This is a genomic window from Pseudomonas sp. FSL L8-0168, assembly GCF_037976155.1.
Lineage (GTDB): Bacteria > Pseudomonadota > Gammaproteobacteria > Pseudomonadales > Pseudomonadaceae > Aquipseudomonas > Aquipseudomonas paracarnis.
In genome coordinates, this window is sequence record NZ_CP150262.1 from 4,545,399 (window position 1) to 4,561,309 (window position 15,911).

General features: G+C 46.0%; 19 protein-coding genes and 1 pseudogene. 8 read left to right on the plus strand and 12 right to left on the minus strand.

Annotated elements, in window-relative coordinates; translation table 11 throughout:
* Nucleotides 1-9: 9 nt before the first annotated feature.
* The 5 genes from mrdA to MHH62_RS20820 all read right to left on the minus strand — a co-directional run bounded on the left by mrdA (nucleotide 10) and on the right by MHH62_RS20820 (nucleotide 4,871).
* Nucleotides 10-1,908, minus strand: coding sequence for a penicillin-binding protein 2 (gene mrdA / locus MHH62_RS20800; RefSeq protein WP_014720086.1), 1,899 nt, complete (start codon nucleotides 1,906-1,908; stop codon nucleotides 10-12).
* Nucleotides 1,909-1,923: 15 nt separating this feature from the next.
* Nucleotides 1,924-2,391 carry a 23S rRNA (pseudouridine(1915)-N(3))-methyltransferase RlmH gene (gene rlmH / locus MHH62_RS20805; RefSeq protein ID WP_003176297.1) on the minus strand — a complete coding sequence of 156 codons (468 nt, stop codon included), beginning with the start codon at nucleotides 2,389-2,391 and terminating at the stop codon, nucleotides 1,924-1,926.
* 9 nt (nucleotides 2,392-2,400) lie between these two features.
* Nucleotides 2,401-2,895, minus strand: a complete 495-nt coding sequence (gene rsfS / locus MHH62_RS20810) for a ribosome silencing factor (protein WP_003176298.1) — start codon at nucleotides 2,893-2,895, stop codon at nucleotides 2,401-2,403.
* Between the two features lie 66 nt (nucleotides 2,896-2,961).
* Nucleotides 2,962-3,606 (minus strand): nicotinate-nucleotide adenylyltransferase, encoded by a 645-nt coding sequence (nadD, locus tag MHH62_RS20815; protein ID WP_003194480.1) that lies wholly within the window; start codon nucleotides 3,604-3,606, stop codon nucleotides 2,962-2,964.
* Entirely contained in the window at nucleotides 3,606-4,871 is a 1,266-nt protein-coding gene (locus MHH62_RS20820; protein WP_020301956.1) for a glutamate-5-semialdehyde dehydrogenase, read from the minus strand. Before MHH62_RS20820 ends, nadD begins: the two co-directional genes overlap by 1 nt.
* A gap of 175 nt (nucleotides 4,872-5,046) precedes the next feature.
* Here MHH62_RS20820 and MHH62_RS20825 point away from each other — a divergent pair.
* Nucleotides 5,047-5,364, plus strand: a pseudogene (locus tag MHH62_RS20825) (DNA-3-methyladenine glycosylase); the annotation flags it as partial.
* 468 nt (nucleotides 5,365-5,832) lie between these two features.
* Here MHH62_RS20825 and MHH62_RS20830 read toward each other — a convergent pair.
* From MHH62_RS20830 to MHH62_RS20840, 3 genes are all read right to left on the minus strand, one after another.
* On the minus strand, nucleotides 5,833-6,561 hold the full coding sequence (locus tag MHH62_RS20830) for a hypothetical protein (protein ID WP_339231795.1): 729 nt from the start codon (nucleotides 6,559-6,561) through the stop codon (nucleotides 5,833-5,835).
* 341 nt (nucleotides 6,562-6,902) lie between these two features.
* Complete coding sequence (locus MHH62_RS20835; RefSeq protein WP_339231797.1) at nucleotides 6,903-7,340, minus strand: hypothetical protein; 438 nt, start codon at nucleotides 7,338-7,340, stop codon at nucleotides 6,903-6,905.
* A gap of 2 nt (nucleotides 7,341-7,342) precedes the next feature.
* On the minus strand, nucleotides 7,343-7,726 hold the full coding sequence (locus tag MHH62_RS20840; protein WP_339231799.1) for a hypothetical protein: 384 nt from the start codon (nucleotides 7,724-7,726) through the stop codon (nucleotides 7,343-7,345).
* Between the two features lie 419 nt (nucleotides 7,727-8,145).
* Here MHH62_RS20840 and MHH62_RS20845 point away from each other — a divergent pair, with 419 nt between their 5' ends.
* The 7 genes from MHH62_RS20845 to MHH62_RS20875 all read left to right on the plus strand — a co-directional run bounded on the left by MHH62_RS20845 (nucleotide 8,146) and on the right by MHH62_RS20875 (nucleotide 11,547).
* Nucleotides 8,146-9,099, plus strand: coding sequence for a hypothetical protein (locus tag MHH62_RS20845; protein WP_339231801.1), 954 nt, complete (start codon nucleotides 8,146-8,148; stop codon nucleotides 9,097-9,099).
* Nucleotides 9,090-9,491 carry a hypothetical protein gene (locus MHH62_RS20850; protein ID WP_339231803.1) on the plus strand — a complete coding sequence of 134 codons (402 nt, stop codon included), beginning with the start codon at nucleotides 9,090-9,092 and terminating at the stop codon, nucleotides 9,489-9,491. Before MHH62_RS20845 ends, MHH62_RS20850 begins: the two co-directional genes overlap by 10 nt.
* A 17-nt stretch (nucleotides 9,492-9,508) precedes the next feature.
* Entirely contained in the window at nucleotides 9,509-10,162 is a 654-nt protein-coding gene (locus MHH62_RS20855; RefSeq protein ID WP_339231805.1) for a hypothetical protein, read from the plus strand.
* An 18-nt stretch (nucleotides 10,163-10,180) separates the two neighbouring features.
* Nucleotides 10,181-10,660: a hypothetical protein gene (locus tag MHH62_RS20860; protein ID WP_265532933.1), complete on the plus strand. Its 480-nt coding sequence runs from the start codon at nucleotides 10,181-10,183 to the stop codon at nucleotides 10,658-10,660.
* Between the two features lies 1 nt (nucleotide 10,661).
* Entirely contained in the window at nucleotides 10,662-10,850 is a 189-nt protein-coding gene (locus MHH62_RS20865) for a hypothetical protein (protein WP_339231808.1), read from the plus strand.
* Nucleotides 10,851-10,939: 89 nt separating this feature from the next.
* On the plus strand, nucleotides 10,940-11,155 hold the full coding sequence (locus MHH62_RS20870; RefSeq protein ID WP_339231809.1) for a hypothetical protein: 216 nt from the start codon (nucleotides 10,940-10,942) through the stop codon (nucleotides 11,153-11,155).
* The gene (locus tag MHH62_RS20875) at nucleotides 11,152-11,547 is read left to right on the plus strand and encodes a hypothetical protein (RefSeq protein WP_339231810.1); all 396 of its coding nucleotides are present in this window, start codon (nucleotides 11,152-11,154) and stop codon (nucleotides 11,545-11,547) included. Before MHH62_RS20870 ends, MHH62_RS20875 begins: the two co-directional genes overlap by 4 nt.
* Before the next feature lie 38 nt (nucleotides 11,548-11,585).
* On the opposite strand, the gene MHH62_RS20880 is transcribed toward MHH62_RS20875, so the two are convergent.
* The 4 genes from MHH62_RS20880 to MHH62_RS20895 all read right to left on the minus strand — a co-directional run bounded on the left by MHH62_RS20880 (nucleotide 11,586) and on the right by MHH62_RS20895 (nucleotide 15,888).
* Entirely contained in the window at nucleotides 11,586-13,082 is a 1,497-nt protein-coding gene (locus MHH62_RS20880) for a relaxase (RefSeq protein WP_339231812.1), read from the minus strand.
* A gap of 50 nt (nucleotides 13,083-13,132) precedes the next feature.
* Nucleotides 13,133-13,537, minus strand: a complete 405-nt coding sequence (locus tag MHH62_RS20885; RefSeq protein ID WP_339231813.1) for a hypothetical protein — start codon at nucleotides 13,535-13,537, stop codon at nucleotides 13,133-13,135.
* A 75-nt stretch (nucleotides 13,538-13,612) separates the two neighbouring features.
* A complete protein-coding gene (locus MHH62_RS20890; protein ID WP_169877369.1) occupies nucleotides 13,613-13,822 on the minus strand; it encodes a hypothetical protein in 210 nt (69 codons plus the stop codon).
* Nucleotides 13,823-14,229: 407 nt separating this feature from the next.
* A complete protein-coding gene (locus MHH62_RS20895; RefSeq protein WP_339231815.1) occupies nucleotides 14,230-15,888 on the minus strand; it encodes a recombinase family protein in 1,659 nt (552 codons plus the stop codon).
* Nucleotides 15,889-15,911 lie beyond the last annotated feature (23 nt).

Sequence of the window (15,911 nt, forward strand, 5' to 3'; positions counted from 1 at the left end):
CGGTCAAAATTACTCTTCACGGGCCGTAACCTCGGGGCTTGAAGGGGGGCCGCCATACTCGGGCTTGAGCCGGCCATCGTCGGCCAGCAGCCAGGCGTCCATCACCTGGCGTACCACTGGGGCCGCGACGCCGGAGCCGGACTCGCCGTTCTCGACCATCACTGCCACCACGATTTTCGGGTCTTCCGCCGGCGCAAAGCCGACAAACAAGGCGTGGTCGCGGTGACGCTCCTGCACCTTGGAGCGGTCATACTTTTCGCCCTGCTTGATTGCGACCACCTGGGCCGTACCACTCTTGCCGGCAATGCGGTACTGCGCGCCGACCGCCGCCTTGCGCGCGGTGCCGCGAGCGCCGTGCATCACCTGCTGCATGCCGTGGTTGACCTTGGTCCAGTCGGACGGGTCACGCAGCACGATGTCCGGAATCGGGTTGTCGTCCACCGGCTTTTCGCCTTCGATGGTCCTGGCCAGGTGCGGTCGGTTCCACACGCCTTTGTTCGCCACCAGCGCCGTGGCCTGGGCCAGTTGCAGCGGAGTGGCTTGCATATAGCCCTGGCCGATACCCAGGATCAGGGTTTCGCCAGGGAACCACGCCTGGCGGCGGGTCGCACGCTTCCACTCCCGCGATGGCATCAGGCCAGGGGATTCTTCGAACATGTCCAAGGAGACTTTCTGACCGAGGCCGAACTTGCCCATGTAGGCAGATAGCCGATCAATCCCCAGCTTGTGGGCCAGGTCGTAAAAATAGGTGTCGTTGGAGCGCATAATCGCGGTGTCCAAATCGACATAGCCGTCACCGGAGCGGTTCCAGTTACGGTACTTGTGGTCGTAGTTGGGCAGCATGTAGTAGCCAGGGTCGTACACCCGGCTTGAGGCCGTGACCACACCAGCATCCAGGCCGGCAATCGCCACCGCCGGCTTGATGGTCGAGCCCGGGGGGTACAGGCCGCGCAACACACGGTTGAACAGTGGCCGGTCGATGGAGTCACGCAGCTCGGCGTAGGCCTTGAAGCTGATGCCAGTCACAAACGGGTTGGGGTCGAAGCTGGGCTGGCTGACCATCGCCAGCACTTCGCCAGTCTTCGGGTCCAGCGCCACTACGGCACCTCGCCGACCGCCCAAGGCCATCTCGGCAGCTTCCTGCAACTTGATGTCCAGGCTCAGGACAATGTCCTTGCCCGGTACCGGATCGGTGCGCTTGAGCACGCGCAATACGCGGCCACGCGCATTGGTCTCGACTTCCTCGTTACCTACCTGGCCATGCAACTCGGCCTCGTAGAAACGCTCGATGCCGGTTTTGCCGATATGGTGGGTGCCGCTGTAGTTGATCGGGTCGAGGGTTTTCAGCTCTTTCTCGTTGATCCGCCCCATGTAGCCAACGGAGTGGGCAAAGTGCGGCCCTTGCGGGTAATGCCGCACCAACTGCGCCACCACTTCCACACCCGGCAGGCGGAACTGGTTCACCGCAATCCGGGCGATCTGCTCTTCGGTCAGCTCGAACAGAATAGGCACCGGCTCGAAAGGCCGGCGCCCCTGCCGCATGCGCTTCTCGAAGACGGCCCGGTCTTCCGGCGTCAGTTGCAGCACCTCGACGATGACATCGAGGACCTGCTTCCAATCGCCGGAGCGTTCACGGGTCATGCTCAGGCTGAAGCTGGGCCGGTTATCGGCAACCACCACGCCATTGCGGTCGAAAATCAGCCCACGTGTCGGCGGAATCGGCTGCACATGCACCCGGTTGTTTTCCGACAGTGTGGAGTGATAGTCGTACTGGATCACCTGGAGGAAATACAGCCGCGCAATCAGCACGCACATCAGCACCACCACCAAGACAGCACCGAACACCACCCGCGCGCGTACCAGACGTGCGTCTTTCTCGTGGTCCTTGATGCGGATCGGCTGGGTCATCGGGGGCGGCGCAGACTATTTGTGGTAAGGGTGCCCGGACAGGACTGTCCAGGCGCGATACAGCTGTTCACCGATCAGAATCCTTACCAACGGGTGCGGCAACGTCAGCGCCGACAGCGACCAGCGCTGATCGGCCCGCGCACAGACTTCTGGCGCCAGCCCTTCCGGGCCGCCGACCATGAAATTGACCGTGCGCGAATCCAGGCGCCAGCGATCCAGCTCCACCGCCAGTTGCTCGGTGCTCCAGGGCTTGCCGTGCACTTCAAGGGTGACGATGCGCTCATTGGGGCCGACCTTGGCCAGCATGGCTTCGCCTTCCTGACGGATAAAGCGCGCCACGTCGGCGTTCTTGCCCCGGGTATTGAGCGGTATTTCCACCAGCTCAAGCGACAGCTCAGCGGGCAGACGCTTGGCATATTCGTGCCAGCCTTCTTCCACCCACTTGGGCATGCGTGAACCGACAGCGATCAGACGCAGGCGCACAGCCGTTCCTTATTCCTGGTCTTTGTTGAGCTTGTCGAAGTGCGCGTGGCCCACTTCCGGGCTGTGGTGCTTGCCATCGGCAGCACGGCTCTGCTCGGCGCCTTTCCACAGACGCTCCAGGTCGTAGAACTGGCGAGCGTTGGAGGTCATCATGTGAACGATCACATCGTCCATGTCCAGCAGCACCCAGTCGCTGTCGCCCTTGCCTTCTTCACCCAGTGGCTTGACGCCCTGGGCTTTGACGGCTTCGCGAACCTTGTCCAGCATCGCGCCGATCTGGCGGTTGGAGGTACCGGTGGCGATGATCATGAAGTCGGTGATGCTCTGCTTGTCGCGCACGTCCAGCACCTGGATGTCCTGGGCTTTAACGTCTTCCAGGGCAGCCACGGCGACTTTCACCAGCTCTTCGCCAGCCAGTTCCGGGCCAACATGGGCTTCAACCGGCAGCGGCGCGCTTTTGAAGGTGCCTTTGCGCTTAACTTTGCTTACGTCTTTGTTCGTCATATAAAACTCGTTTTGCTCGTATGTTCGGGCGCTTGCTGCACGGTTCGTGCGTTCAAGCGCGCCTTTTCAGTTCGACGCACGGTAAAGCCCGTGCGCATCGATGTAGGCCAGGACCGCGTCAGGCACCAGGAAACGTACCGACTTCCCGCTGGCCAGCAGTTGACGGATCTGGGTGGCGGACACCGCAAGCGGGGTCTGCCAGACGAATGCAATATTCCCGTTCGGCCCGGTCAGGGCCAAGGGGTCACTTACCGACCGCGCGGCCAGCAGGTTGCGCAAGGCATCCGGCGGTTCGCTGTCGGCATCCGGGCGTTGCAAAACCAGGATGTGGCAATGCTGGAGGAGTTCCTCCCAGCGGTGCCAAGAGGGCAGGCCGCAAAATGCGTCCCAGCCCAAAAGCAGAAACAGTGGGTCATCTGCGGCCAATTCGGCGCGCATCAGCTCCAGGGTGTCGATAGTGTAGGACGGTTTATCGCGCTTGAGTTCGCGATCGTCCACCACCAGCGGCGATATACCTTCTACGGCAACACGCACCATTTCCAGGCGTTGTTCTGCGGCCACCTGCGGCGTGTCGCGATGGGGCGGCCGAAAATTGGGCAGCAGGCGCAGCTCATCCAGCGCAAGGGCATCCGCAACTTCCAGGGCACTGCGCAAATGGCCGATGTGCACGGGGTCGAAAGTACCGCCGAGCAGCCCGATGCGTTTAGTCATCAAGTGCGCACATGACCGTCGCCAAACACCACGTACTTCTCGCTGGTCAGCCCTTCGAGGCCCACCGGGCCGCGTGCGTGGAGCTTGTCGGTGGAAATACCGATCTCCGCCCCCAGGCCGTACTCGAAGCCGTCGGCAAAACGCGTCGAGGCGTTGACCATCACCGAAGCGGAATCCACTTCGTTGAGGAAACGCCGGGCATCGCTGAAATGCTCGGAAACGATGGCGTCGGTGTGCTTGGAGCCATAGGTATTGATGTGTTCGATGGCCTGATCCAGGTCGTCGACGATGCGGATCGACAGGATCGGGGCCGTGTACTCGGTGTACCAATCCTGCTCGGTCGCCTCGATGACGTCCGCGCCCAGCAGCGCACGGGTGCGCTCGCAACCGCGCAGTTCTACCGACTTGTCACGGTAGATGGAGGCCAGCGGCGGCAGCACGCGCTCGGCAATGCCGACGTGCACCAGCAGGGTTTCCATAGTGTTGCACGGCGCGTAGCGGTGAGTCTTGGCGTTGTCGGCAATGCGGATCGCCTTGTCGAGATCGGCGGCGATGTCGATGAACACATGGCAGACGCCGTCTAGGTGCTTGATAACTGGCACCTTGGCATCGCGGCTGACGCGCTCGATCAGGCTCTTGCCACCACGAGGCACAATCACGTCGACGAATTCCGGCATGGTAATCAGCGCGCCCACGGCGGCACGGTCGGTGGTTTCCACCACTTGCACCACTTCGGCTGGCAACTCGGCCACGGCCAAGCCCTGCTGGATGCAGGCGGCGATGGCGCGGTTGGAGTTGATCGCCTCGGAACCGCCACGCAGGATGGTAGCGTTGCCTGACTTGAGGCACAGGCTCGCGGCGTCGATGGTCACGTTCGGGCGCGACTCATAGATAATGCCGATCACGCCCAGGGGCACGCGCATCTTGCCCACCTGGATGCCGGACGGCAGGTAACGCATGTCGCGAATTTCACCGATGGGGTCAGGCAGCTTGGCCACCTGACGCAGGCCTTCGATCATGTCGTCAATACGTGCCGGGGTCAGCGCCAGGCGGTCCAAAAGGGCTGGCTCCAGGCCATTGGCGCGCCCATTGGCCAGGTCCAGTTCGTTGGCGGCGGTCAGCTCGGAGCGCGAAGCATCCAGAGCATCCGCAGCCGCCAGCAGCGCACGGTTCTTCTGCGCGGTGCTCGCACGGGCGATCAACCGCGAGGCCTGCCGGGCAGCGCGACCCAGGCGGGTCATGTAGTCAAGAACGGACTCAGTCATGGTCAGGGAGTCTTGGCAAAGAGGAAAGCGGCAGATTATAGCTGTGACGCCGCCCGACTGACAGCGGTGAGGGGCGGATGGTCGAAATGAACTGTAAAAACCCCAGGTTCAGGCGTAATTAAGCTGAGAGTTGTTATGATTCGGTCACATTTAGCCGTATCAACCCTTGACCGCCATGCCCGATTTTTCGCCCCAACTTCCCGCCAGCCCCCTGCCCGATAGCTTCTTCGACCGCGATGCCCAACTGCTTGCGCGCGAATTACTCGGAAAAGTCATTCGTCATCGTGTGGGCGATCTCTGGCTTTCGGCGCGAATTATTGAAACCGAAGCCTATTACGTGGCCGAAAAAGGCAGCCACGCCTCACTCGGCTACACAGAAAAGCGTAAGGCTTTGTTTCTGGATGGTGGCCATATCTACATGTACTACGCCCGTGGCGGTGATTCGTTGAACTTCAGCGCTCACGGCCCGGGCAATGCCGTGCTGATCAAGACGGTAGCGTTTAACCTGTGATTTTTTAGGTGTCGTTTCATCACTGGGATCATACCTAACCCCCCGGCTTTTCTCACTCCGTGGGTGTTTGGGTCGGTGCTTGACGCAACCGGTCCAAACGATGCGTTAAAAGCTCTTGTAGTCCGATCAGGGTGGTTTGATGTGCGGGGACTTGTACCCGTGCAGAAAATCGCCGGATACGTGGTGTGTGGCCGCTACGCGGTGCGGTGCAGTGGCCCCGCTATTCTGGTGACGCTTCGCTTTAAAATCACAAGCTTTTTAAAGTCAAGAAAAAGGGCCTAACCAAATAGCAAAACCTAATAAACATGCTCTGTTGATAACGGAAATTTAACAATGCTTGATTGAAAATGCTGTTTATCTAGGATCTAAAATTTACAACACTTTTCAAAAATCACAAAAAAAGCCCATAAATGAGCCATTTTTTTATTTTACCCCTTCAAACCAAGGTTTTTAAATTTTCATCATATCGACCATCGTTCGATAGTCTTTGTTGCGGTCGTTAAATGTAACCATAAACTCAATACCATCATCTTTATAAACTGGATTAGATAATGATGGCCTAGTGGCTTTTTTATGCCTGCTGTCTTCTACTTGATAGCTATATGGCTTTGAACCAACGATCAAAGTAAAATAGCCAATATTCACATTGATTTTTTTAAATACCTTTCTATCTTTAATTAACGAGATAGATATTCTAAATTCTGTGCGAACTTCTTGAAATTTGAAAAAGTCGTAAGGCTGCATCATGCATTTAAATGCTTCAATGTATGTATATCCTATTTCTATGCCGTTGATCGATTGAATGCCCGCATCTATCGCTCTCGACAATTTTTCACATTTTGATATTGATGAAACAGGCTTGAACTTATGAGTTCTGGTAAGTTTTATTGATGCCGTATCGTAATCATCTTGATCAAGATCAATGATGTGAAATTTTTTGTGCGTAGCGTTTTGATATTGGGACGATGCAAAATAATCTTTCAATATATAATCGCTGTTGGATAAAGCATCTCTATCACGAGTAATAAACATATGTTTAGTGCTTATATCTTCCTCTCGACCGTCAACGATTGCTTTTGCTGAACCATGTTTAAATGTTGTATCACTAGGCTTAAAATCTATAACAGTATAAAAAGCTTTGCTTGCTAGTTCGACCGGGTTAAATTTAGTATTATTCATAAATCTCCTTTTCTGTTTTGTTACTTAAAATTAGAACACAGAAAAAGATAATGTCAAATTAAAGGGCCTAACTATTTTGATCAATGGGGGTTATTGTCCAACCCTATTTTTAAATAATGTTCGACCTTAAATATATTTTCAATCTGCTATTGACACGTAATTTATGGCTTACGAAAGCCATAAAACGACCATCGCAAAAATGGCAAAACTCAATAATTTGCAAGATTTTCTAAAATAAAATTACCGAAATTTTATTGAAAAATAATTTGTCAAAAGAAAGGGCCTAAACCCAACAGGCACAAAAAAGCCCCAATCAAGGGGCTTCATGGTGTCGCTAGATTTTAGATCTTTTCAGCTTTGAGTTTGTCGATCAAAGCTTCGAACGTATCAACCTCATTTTTCTTCATCAAGTCAGCCAAAAACAAGGCGTAGGTTTTAAATCCTTTATCTTTCATGGCTTGACTGGCAATGCCTTGCTTCGCCTTCTTCAAAATAAATTCAACGCCGTCAATCTGCACTTTCCATTTATCGCTAGGCTCCTTGGGTGCCTTTGGTCCGTCATCGCTCACGCTTTTAGGTGTTTTAGCGGGGGTTTTGATTTGGTGAAGGGAATGCACCACATCAACAAATTCAGCCACTGAATAGCCGTATTTGTCGCGAAGGGTTTCAAGCTCTTCAACAAATTCGATGACTTTTGCTTCTTCTTCATTTTCTCTTAGGTTCTTGATTTGTTCTTCAAGCTGTTTTTGCTGTGCGAGTAGATCAAGCAATTTCGACATTTTTAAACAACCTTATGTAATTGACGGAGAAAAATGGAAAAAGTATTTTCCATTCTGAAATAATATTCAGGCCAGTTGCTTTCAACTGTTTTGGATATTTCTTCTTTTATTATTTGTAGGTTTTCTTGGCTTTCGACCTCGGACTCCCGAAGCCCAAGCGTGTAAAGAACAACGTAAAGCGTATAGGCTTTCAAAGATGCTCTTAACCCTGCATCAACACCAAAAAGCCCCATATCTACGTTAGTTTTAAGCTGTAATACCTTATCGCAATACTCGTCGAAATGAAGGCAATCTAGTGCTTTTCCATCTCTGGGATCTCTCCACCACTGATCAACTAAGACGCTAAAAACGACTTCCTTGTATTTAGCCAAATCTTTATCTGTCATTTTTACCCTTCCATTGATCAAAAAATGGATAATAAAATCAATCCTTAAAAAAGTCAAAATAAAGGGCCTAAGCTCTTACCAGAAAGGTTTTTGATTTTAGATCCACCAGATGAGCTTTTGACGTTCTGCCCTACATCTTCTTAATACATTTACGAAGTAAATACCTTTTCTTTTCCTGAAACGTTTAAAAAAGACCGCAAAAATAAGGAAATCTTGAAAATCTCGGTTAACGCTCCTTATAAAAATATGGGTTTATGGTTAACGCTCCTTATAAATCCACATACAAAAATGCTTTAAAAGATGAATAAAAATTCAGCACAATAATATAGTTAACGCAAATTATAAAAATTTTCCTGTTCTCTCTTGAAATTATCTTTTTTTATGATTTCATATAAGTATTAACAGGCGAAAAAATAACCATGAAATATTCATTAAAAACAAAAGAGAGAAAAGTATTTGCATTAAATACGTTTGTATCAGTGCCAAAAGCGTTTCTAGCGTTGCCGCTGTTTAACATAGCAAATCAGTCGGAAGAGTTAGCCGATAAGATAACAATACCAAAATATCAAAACATGCGTGATATTGTCATGAATTCATCATCATTAACTATATTTAATGATTTTGAGTTCTTCCTTTTTATTCTACGCAAAGTAATAAACAGCAATAGCACTGAAATCGAGTTTGCAACCAAAGAATTGATGGACGATCTAAAAATTGCCAATAACCAACGTCCCAATTATTTAAAAATATTTCAAGCGTCCATGATTAAGCTTGGACAAATAAACGTCTCTTATAAAGAAAAACGCGATGATAAAATTGTTGCCGTTGTATTTTCTTTTATTGAGGGCGAGCTAGAAAAAGATAAATGCACAATCTCTGTTTCAAAAAGATTTATTGAGTTTTTTGGAAGTCTAAAAGAGCTTTACGAAATAGATCCTAGAATACTCGGAAAACTAACAAATGAATATCAAAGAATGCTCTATGTTTTGTATGTGTGTAACAGACGTAATGACGTGAATTATTTCAGTGTTGAAATGTTGAAGCAGCGTTTCAGGATCAACAGTGAAAAGATGCCCGATAAAACGTTCGTATTGAAAATAAGAAAAGCAAATATAGCTCTTCAAGCAATGGGCTTTATAGATGGTTTCACAGAGACAAAAAAAGAACCTGAAAAATTGCGTAGTCAAACAATTAGATTTGATGTGAGTTACAGCTATAAAACTCTTTACAAAAAAAACGATAAAAAGAAGAGTGCGGAAGGGTCGAATTCAGACGATTTTGATCGTGAGTTGAGTGAAAATTTTTACGAAGAAGTTGAAGAGCCAAAAGCACCTAATAAATTAACAGATGATGGGGACGAAGAATGGATATAAATGAAATTAAAGAAATAGATTTGAAGCACGTCAGCATTGCCGCTCAGGCGTTGATTACGCACATTGAAAGCATATTACCAACGATCCCTAGCGACCGCGTTAGACAGCTCGTAGCGATGAAGCTAGGCACTGCTATCAGCGAGGGTGGAAATGAGGCCATGTTGCGTCAAATTTTGATCTTGGCTGTTGCATCAATTGAAAGTAGCGAATTGATAGAACATAAAATGACTACTGGCGATCTTGAATACAACCCTTTCACTGGCGAAATACTCAGCGAAATAAATTGTATTCCCGCCGCAATTCCAGTCATAAAAATGCTCAAAGAAATTAACGAAAAGAAAGCGTCAAAAGCAAAACCAAATGAACAAAAGCCGCCAAGCTCAGCGGTTTAACATCGATCAGGAGATCTATGAATGTAAGAAATGTAATCACCTTTTTAACGCTGCTTTTCCTTCCAGCCATTGCGTTCGCTGATGACGTTACACAAGCCCGCGTCGAGATGATTTCGGCCAATATCGGATTGATCAAGCTCGTCATTTTTCTTATTGGTTTTATCGTGTTTGTTTCAGGCTGCTACAAGCTCAAATTGCTTTCCGATCAAGATGGCAAAATGGGCAAATCCGTGCCGCTTATTTATGTAATTGTTGGGGCTGTTCTCATGAACGTCACGCTAGCCATTGGCGTGTTCGGGAATACTTATTTTAAGGCCGGGGATTTCTGTTTTGTCGTTGAAGAAGGTGCGATAAATAACGCTTGTATGAATACAGAAATATCGGGGCTTACTGGTGAGCTAAAAAGCAGAATAGAAAAGCTTTCGAGTGGAGGCACAGCCGAAAAATTTTTGGAAAATATCCAAATAATTATTGGGATTTTTCAAATTGTCGGATTGATTTATTTTTCGGTCGGAGCGTATGGAATTGCACAAGTGTCAAATGGATCATCAAAAGAAAGCGGCTACGGAAAACCCATCATAACAATGTTCGCTTCTGCGTTGATTGTCGATATACCGCACACAGCTCAGATGGCAATCAATACGTTGCACGATATAGGAATTAACTTTTAAAAAACAATGGGGAAAATTATGAAAAATACGATGTTGCTTTTAACGCTTTTATTCTCAGTCAATGCTTTTGCTGATGACCCTGCATGGTGGAGCGATAGCAAATGCAGAGAGCAAAGAAACAAGGATTACGCTTCGCTAATGTTGCACGGTTTTAAATCTCACGATGCTATTAAAAAGATAGATGAACAATTCAAAATTTGTGTTTGTTCGTCGGGAGATGAAGCGAGGATCGCAGTTCAGGAACTTGCGGATAATCATGAAATTGAAATGATGAGTAACGATGGAGTTATAACCGTCCCTATTAAGTATGGTCGAGATTTCGGAATGATGGCCTATAAAGGCCAATGTTATCTCAATATTGGAAAGCCGGAACTATGCAAAAACTCGGCGTTTATGGGTGAAGCAAAACAGTCATTTAATGTATATGAAACATACGACAAAAAAAACAATGTATGTTCTTTTGATTTCGACAAACAAAATAAATCAACAGGGGGATAATATGAACGAAGAAAATTGCCAAGCAATGCTTGAACATTTCAGTATAAGGATTGCACAAATGAATAATGAAATTGAAGCATTTAAAAAAGACGAAATGATTTCAATAGAAGAAAAGAAAGCTGAAATTAAAAGCCGCTTGTATCGAATTCGGGCACTTCAATACGAGCTGCTTTACTTGAAATTGATTTGAAATAAAGAAGCCCAAAACAGGGCTTTTTGTTCGTATTTGATTTTTTAATATTATTATATATAATAATATTAACAACATATTTTAATGGAATGAAAACATCGCAAATAGTAATTTTAGTTTTAGGTATAGCAGTAGCCGCAATTTTTACTTCGATTTATTTTGCAGTAGCCGCAAATTTCTACGACATTCAATTTTTCTTATTGATCGCCATTCAGGGCCTTGGCATTTACGCATTGCTAAGTTTGAAGAGTGAAGCACAAAGGAGAGAAAACAAAACAAACAATAATAACGGGGTATCACAATGATCAAGCTTTCACTATTAACAATCGCATTATTTGCTTCAATGTCGGTTCAAGCTGCTTATGTAATAAAAATTCCAATGGACAAAGAAGCGGTGAGTTTCAAACAGTATTACGATAACGTTGGCGTAGACCCAAACGAAAATAACAACTCAGCAACCGATCCATCGTGTGAAATTAAAAATGGAGATTTTGCACCATTCTCCGGCCAGCTTTTGAAAGTTTCAAAAGAAGAAAATTTCAAATGTGTTGTTGATTTCATTGTGCCGAAATCTGTTTTTGATGCTGAATGTAATTCGAATTATTTGAAAGCGAATGCTGAGCTTTGGGATATGATGAGATCGAAGGGGGTTGATGGTGTATCGTCTTTTGGTTATTTCGGTGAATGCTCAGCTTAATTAAAATACGAAAAAGAAAACGCCATTAAGGCGTTTTTTTAATGTGGGCTAGGTTTTTGAAGTCGACTTCTTTTATTTTGATGATGCTCACTTTCAGCATTTTGTTTTTTACTTTCTGCTTGTGCTGCAAGCACTCGCATTTCTGAAAGCATTTCACTTTGAAGGCCAACGGTGTCTTTCGAAGTTAACACATCAACAGCAGCTTTAACTAAACCATCGAGCAAACCGACCGCTGCATCCATCGTTGTTGATGCGACTTCTTTCGCACTCCCTTTGGCACTAGAAACAGTATCATTTTTTGATGTGAAATCTGTTGATGAGCCTGTGATATTGTTTTCTTGTGTAGGCTTCTTAAAGGCCGGATTTTCAAGCTTTAATTTTTCAAGCTCTGCTTTATCGTTTGCGGTTGGTGTGAAACCTTTGAGCGAGTAACCTTTTTGATCCAGTTGCATCATGTGAAATTCGAGCCATGCGTTACGCTTAAAATCGTCATTGCCATCAAGGTGCAGGGCTTGGGGTTTGCCCTTCTCAGTGAGCTTTTGAAAACCCGCTTTAATCGCCATTCGGCTGTTAGTGTTGAAAGTAGCTTTGCCGTTGCTGTATTCAAAAGCTTTCTTATTCGTCCCTTTGTAAAAAAAATCATGACCATCAGGGGTATCGAAGCGGGTATCTAGGACACGATTAGATTTCTTGATCCTTTTTTCTGTGATGCTTGATTGCTCATCATGAAAATCGCCGCCGATGCTTCCATAATCACGCACAGGAGCCGTTTTTACTCCAAGACGTGCAAGCGTGTCGGAGAATTGGGGATCGTCGCCAAAACGGGCTTTTAAGAGCTTGTAGGACGCTCCCACTTCCGAAGCCTTGAAGGTCACGCCGTCTTTTTCAAGTGAATAGGCGTTGTTGCCGTTGGTGATCAACGTGTAACCATCGTTATCAAGAAATTCAAGGAACTCGCCAGCGGTCATAGCCTTATCAGTCGAAGCGTTTACAGCTTCTTTAAATTTCGTCTTCTCGGACTTTATCCCACGGTTTTCAAGCCTGTATTCGTTTGATGGTTGGGGATTTGTAGGCATTCCGGGCTTTAGGTATTTTCTGTTTTTCACTTCTTCAAGGCCGTGTTTCAATTCAGCCTGATGACAAAGCTTTTCGAATAGCTCGTAATCGTTTTTCTGCTCATAGGGTTTACCTTTGTTATCTCGCTTATTCCAGATCAAATGGACGTGGGTTTTTCCGTTGTCGTCTTTATCGTGAACAGCTACACGATATTTTCTATTGTCTAAATCAAGGGCTACTTTCCAGACTGACATAGCAATTTCTAATGCTTGTTCATTTGTTATGTTGTCTTTTGGTGAAAAGCTGATCACCTCATGAATGGCAAGAACTTCTTGTTTTCTTCCGGTTTTAGGTTCAAATTTATTATTGATTTGATTGAATTTCTTAACGCCTAGCTTGTTATAGTCCTTGATACTGGTGCCATCGAATTTGGCTTCGCTACCGTCTACTAATTCGGCTTTTTCTAATGCGTAATTCATAGTGCCACTGATGCCAGCACTATCGGACAACTTGCTATTTATTTTTCTTATCATTTTGAACCTCTCTTTTTGATTACTGCTTTTTTACTTTTTGTAGAAATCAAATCAGAAAGAGTTTCAAAGCGTGATGATACTTGTTCTAAAATCTTTAAATCGTTGGCGAGAATTCTCCTGTCTTGATCAGTAAATTTTTCGTTAGAGTTTATTTTTCTAGCGATTTGGTTTACGTTATCACCTAACGGCTTTATTTGTTTTTCAATGTTTTCGAGAACCGTCAGGATTTTTTCGAAATTCTCTAAAAGTGTAGGGTTTGTTATTTCGACTGTTTGAGCAAAACCGTCATTAACGATTTTCTTGATAACTGCTGTTTTAGTCATTGAAAGGCTAGAAGCGAGTTCGTTGAATTTTTGCATGTCTTCTTTTGAAATTCTTATTGATACTTTATCTTGTGCCATGTTTCTCCTGATCGGGGTTGATTTTAATTTGGTGAACAAAGGCCGGGGCCTGTTGTTCGTGCTTACTCATAATTCTTAATTTTCAAATCCTTCGCCGCCTTGTTCGTAACAATCCCAGCAAAGGCCAGCTTTTAGATATGCGTGGCTATGCTTGTTTGCTTTGAACTCTTGACAGCTTAGGCACGTTCTTACGTCATTTTCACCGTCGTTATAATAGTCGCCATCATTGTTTTCTTCTCTGTTATCGAATGCTTCACTGTCATAATAATAATTGTATTCATCCATCTTAGTCCTCATCGTTAGGGTTTGTTTTTTCTGTAATGTCGAAGCATTACAGGGGTCTTGCTTTTGCTTCTAAATTTCAAACGAAGTGCGAAATTTCAAGTAGGAAACGGAATAAAAAAGCACGAAGTGTTTTTTATGACCGACAATTTAACGAAGTTAAATGTCGGACGTTTCCATTGCTTGCCTATCTTTTATCGAACTCATATAAATGTTGTATCATATATTTTAATGTTTTCAATAGTGTCCGACATATCTGTATGACAAAAAAGTGTCCGACAATTTTTAAAAGTGTCCGACATAATACGTTTGATGATCAGACCTTTTATGTTCTCTTTTACCGTTTGATTTTTAGACTTCATAAAAAAAGGCCATCAAATAAATGACAGCCTCTTGAATACGTTTGATGGTTAGATTTTTTCGGGCGGCTTATGATTTAGGATTTCTTCAAATTCTCTAAATGATTGCTCGCTGAAGCTTTTGGCGATATATACATTTTGAATAATTCCATCATTTATAAATCGCTTCACGCCATTTTTAAAGATGATGGCATAATCTAAAAGCTCGAAATCAATATTGATGGTTTTTATAATGTCATGTAGCAAAAGGTTTATTTTTGCACGGGTTTCATAGGTGCCATTTTCTTTAAGTTCTTCAATGGCATTATCTACGTTAGTGTTATAGGCGTTTAATTGTGAGATCTGAGCTTGTAGCTCAGTGCGTTCAATTTCTAGGGCTTTATTGTCTGTTTCTGCGTTCTTAGCGGCTTCGATCATAAAAGCGGGAAGATCGCCCGTTTCAACAAATGACTTTTGAAAATTTTCAAGAAGCTTTTGATTTTTCTCGATCTTGGTTTCAATCGCTCGGATTTGCTTGATTAGCTGTTCAAGTGGATTGTTTTCGTTGAGAACGTCCGCAAGGTTGATTTCTTGAATAGCGTTCAACATGACAGCTTCAAAATCGTCATAACGCAAACGCTTCAAGATACACTCACGGGTAAATTTACCTTTTTTACAAACAATGTAATTGATTGACTTCGGAACTTTTGCCCTTTTATCAATACCGGGGTTGAGTAGATGAACAGGGCCACCACAATCGACACATTTCAAAAGGCCGGTGAATAGGTTTGTGAATAGCTTCCCCTTGCGACCTTTACGGGTCGAATTTGCAGCGGTGATGCGTTGGCATTGCTCAAAGGTTTCAAGGCTCACAATCGCCGGAAAATAGTCGTGGATGGGTTCGCCTGCGGGGATCAGGTCGCGTTTTCCTGTCCCTTGCTTTTGAGGTTGGTAAAAGCCATGCGTTGCCGGGTTTCTCAATATTTTTGAAATGATCGAAGGTTCCCAGTATTCGGCACCTTTGAAGGTGGGGATTTTTCGCTCATTCAAGATGTTTTTGATTTTCAGCGAACCATTACCATTTTGAAATAATTCGAAGATCAGCCGGACGGTTTCAGCTTTATCAGGATTTAGCACGTATCGGCGGCGTTTAACCTGTATACCTTTGCTTTCGTCCATTATATAAAAGGTTTCGGTATCAAGCCACGCCGGGGCCTGTGCGGTCATTGCTACGCCATGACTGGCGGCAAGCTGTCTTTTTTCTTCCCAATTTGACAGACCTTTATTGCTTTTGTTTTTACTTTCGCCATGCGAACGTTTTGCATCAATGGATAAATTGATAATCGTATAAACGTCATTTATGTCATCAATGGTTTTTTGTTCTTTGTCGCTAATGATCGCCAATTTCAACCCTTTAGACAGGATCGTATTGACCTTCATAAGTGCATCAAACGGGCCGCGACGGGTCAGCCGGTCGATGTTTTCCAGTGCGAACACATCACCGGGGGAAAATTTCCCGGCTTCTAGGTCAGTGAAGAACCGAGCAAGCTGCCTTTGCTCCGCATCGTCGGAGAACGACGAACGTCCTATGTCTTCAATTGAATGACTTTCATCGAGCGAAAGCCCATTTCTTGAGGCAAAATCAGCGATCAGTTTTCGCTGACGTTCAAGCGAAAACCCTTTCAACTGCTCGGTTGTAGACATTCGAAGGTATGAGATTAAACGTGCCATGTGCTGCCGCCTGTAAGATCCGA

What these genes read in the sequence shown, in the direction of transcription:
- mrdA (WP_014720086.1), bottom strand. Translation starts at nt 1,908, where the DNA reads ATGACCCAGCCGATCCGCATCAAGGACCACGAGAAAGACGCACGTCTG.
- rsfS (WP_003176298.1), bottom strand. Translation starts at nt 2,895, where the DNA reads ATGACGAACAAAGACGTAAGCAAAGTTAAGCGCAAAGGCACCTTCAAA.
- nadD (WP_003194480.1), bottom strand. Translation starts at nt 3,606, where the DNA reads ATGACTAAACGCATCGGGCTGCTCGGCGGTACTTTCGACCCCGTGCAC.
- MHH62_RS20820 (WP_020301956.1), bottom strand. Translation starts at nt 4,871, where the DNA reads ATGACTGAGTCCGTTCTTGACTACATGACCCGCCTGGGTCGCGCTGCC.
- MHH62_RS20830 (WP_339231795.1), bottom strand. Translation starts at nt 6,561, where the DNA reads ATGAATAATACTAAATTTAACCCGGTCGAACTAGCAAGCAAAGCTTTT.
- MHH62_RS20835 (WP_339231797.1), bottom strand. Translation starts at nt 7,340, where the DNA reads ATGTCGAAATTGCTTGATCTACTCGCACAGCAAAAACAGCTTGAAGAA.
- MHH62_RS20840 (WP_339231799.1), bottom strand. Translation starts at nt 7,726, where the DNA reads ATGACAGATAAAGATTTGGCTAAATACAAGGAAGTCGTTTTTAGCGTC.
- MHH62_RS20845 (WP_339231801.1), top strand. Translation starts at nt 8,146, where the DNA reads ATGAAATATTCATTAAAAACAAAAGAGAGAAAAGTATTTGCATTAAAT.
- MHH62_RS20850 (WP_339231803.1), top strand. Translation starts at nt 9,090, where the DNA reads ATGGATATAAATGAAATTAAAGAAATAGATTTGAAGCACGTCAGCATT.
- MHH62_RS20855 (WP_339231805.1), top strand. Translation starts at nt 9,509, where the DNA reads ATGAATGTAAGAAATGTAATCACCTTTTTAACGCTGCTTTTCCTTCCA.
- MHH62_RS20860 (WP_265532933.1), top strand. Translation starts at nt 10,181, where the DNA reads ATGAAAAATACGATGTTGCTTTTAACGCTTTTATTCTCAGTCAATGCT.
- MHH62_RS20865 (WP_339231808.1), top strand. Translation starts at nt 10,662, where the DNA reads ATGAACGAAGAAAATTGCCAAGCAATGCTTGAACATTTCAGTATAAGG.
- MHH62_RS20870 (WP_339231809.1), top strand. Translation starts at nt 10,940, where the DNA reads ATGAAAACATCGCAAATAGTAATTTTAGTTTTAGGTATAGCAGTAGCC.
- MHH62_RS20875 (WP_339231810.1), top strand. Translation starts at nt 11,152, where the DNA reads ATGATCAAGCTTTCACTATTAACAATCGCATTATTTGCTTCAATGTCG.
- MHH62_RS20880 (WP_339231812.1), bottom strand. Translation starts at nt 13,082, where the DNA reads ATGAATTACGCATTAGAAAAAGCCGAATTAGTAGACGGTAGCGAAGCC.
- MHH62_RS20885 (WP_339231813.1), bottom strand. Translation starts at nt 13,537, where the DNA reads ATGGCACAAGATAAAGTATCAATAAGAATTTCAAAAGAAGACATGCAA.
- MHH62_RS20890 (WP_169877369.1), bottom strand. Translation starts at nt 13,822, where the DNA reads ATGGATGAATACAATTATTATTATGACAGTGAAGCATTCGATAACAGA.
- MHH62_RS20895 (WP_339231815.1), bottom strand. Translation starts at nt 15,888, where the DNA reads ATGGCACGTTTAATCTCATACCTTCGAATGTCTACAACCGAGCAGTTG.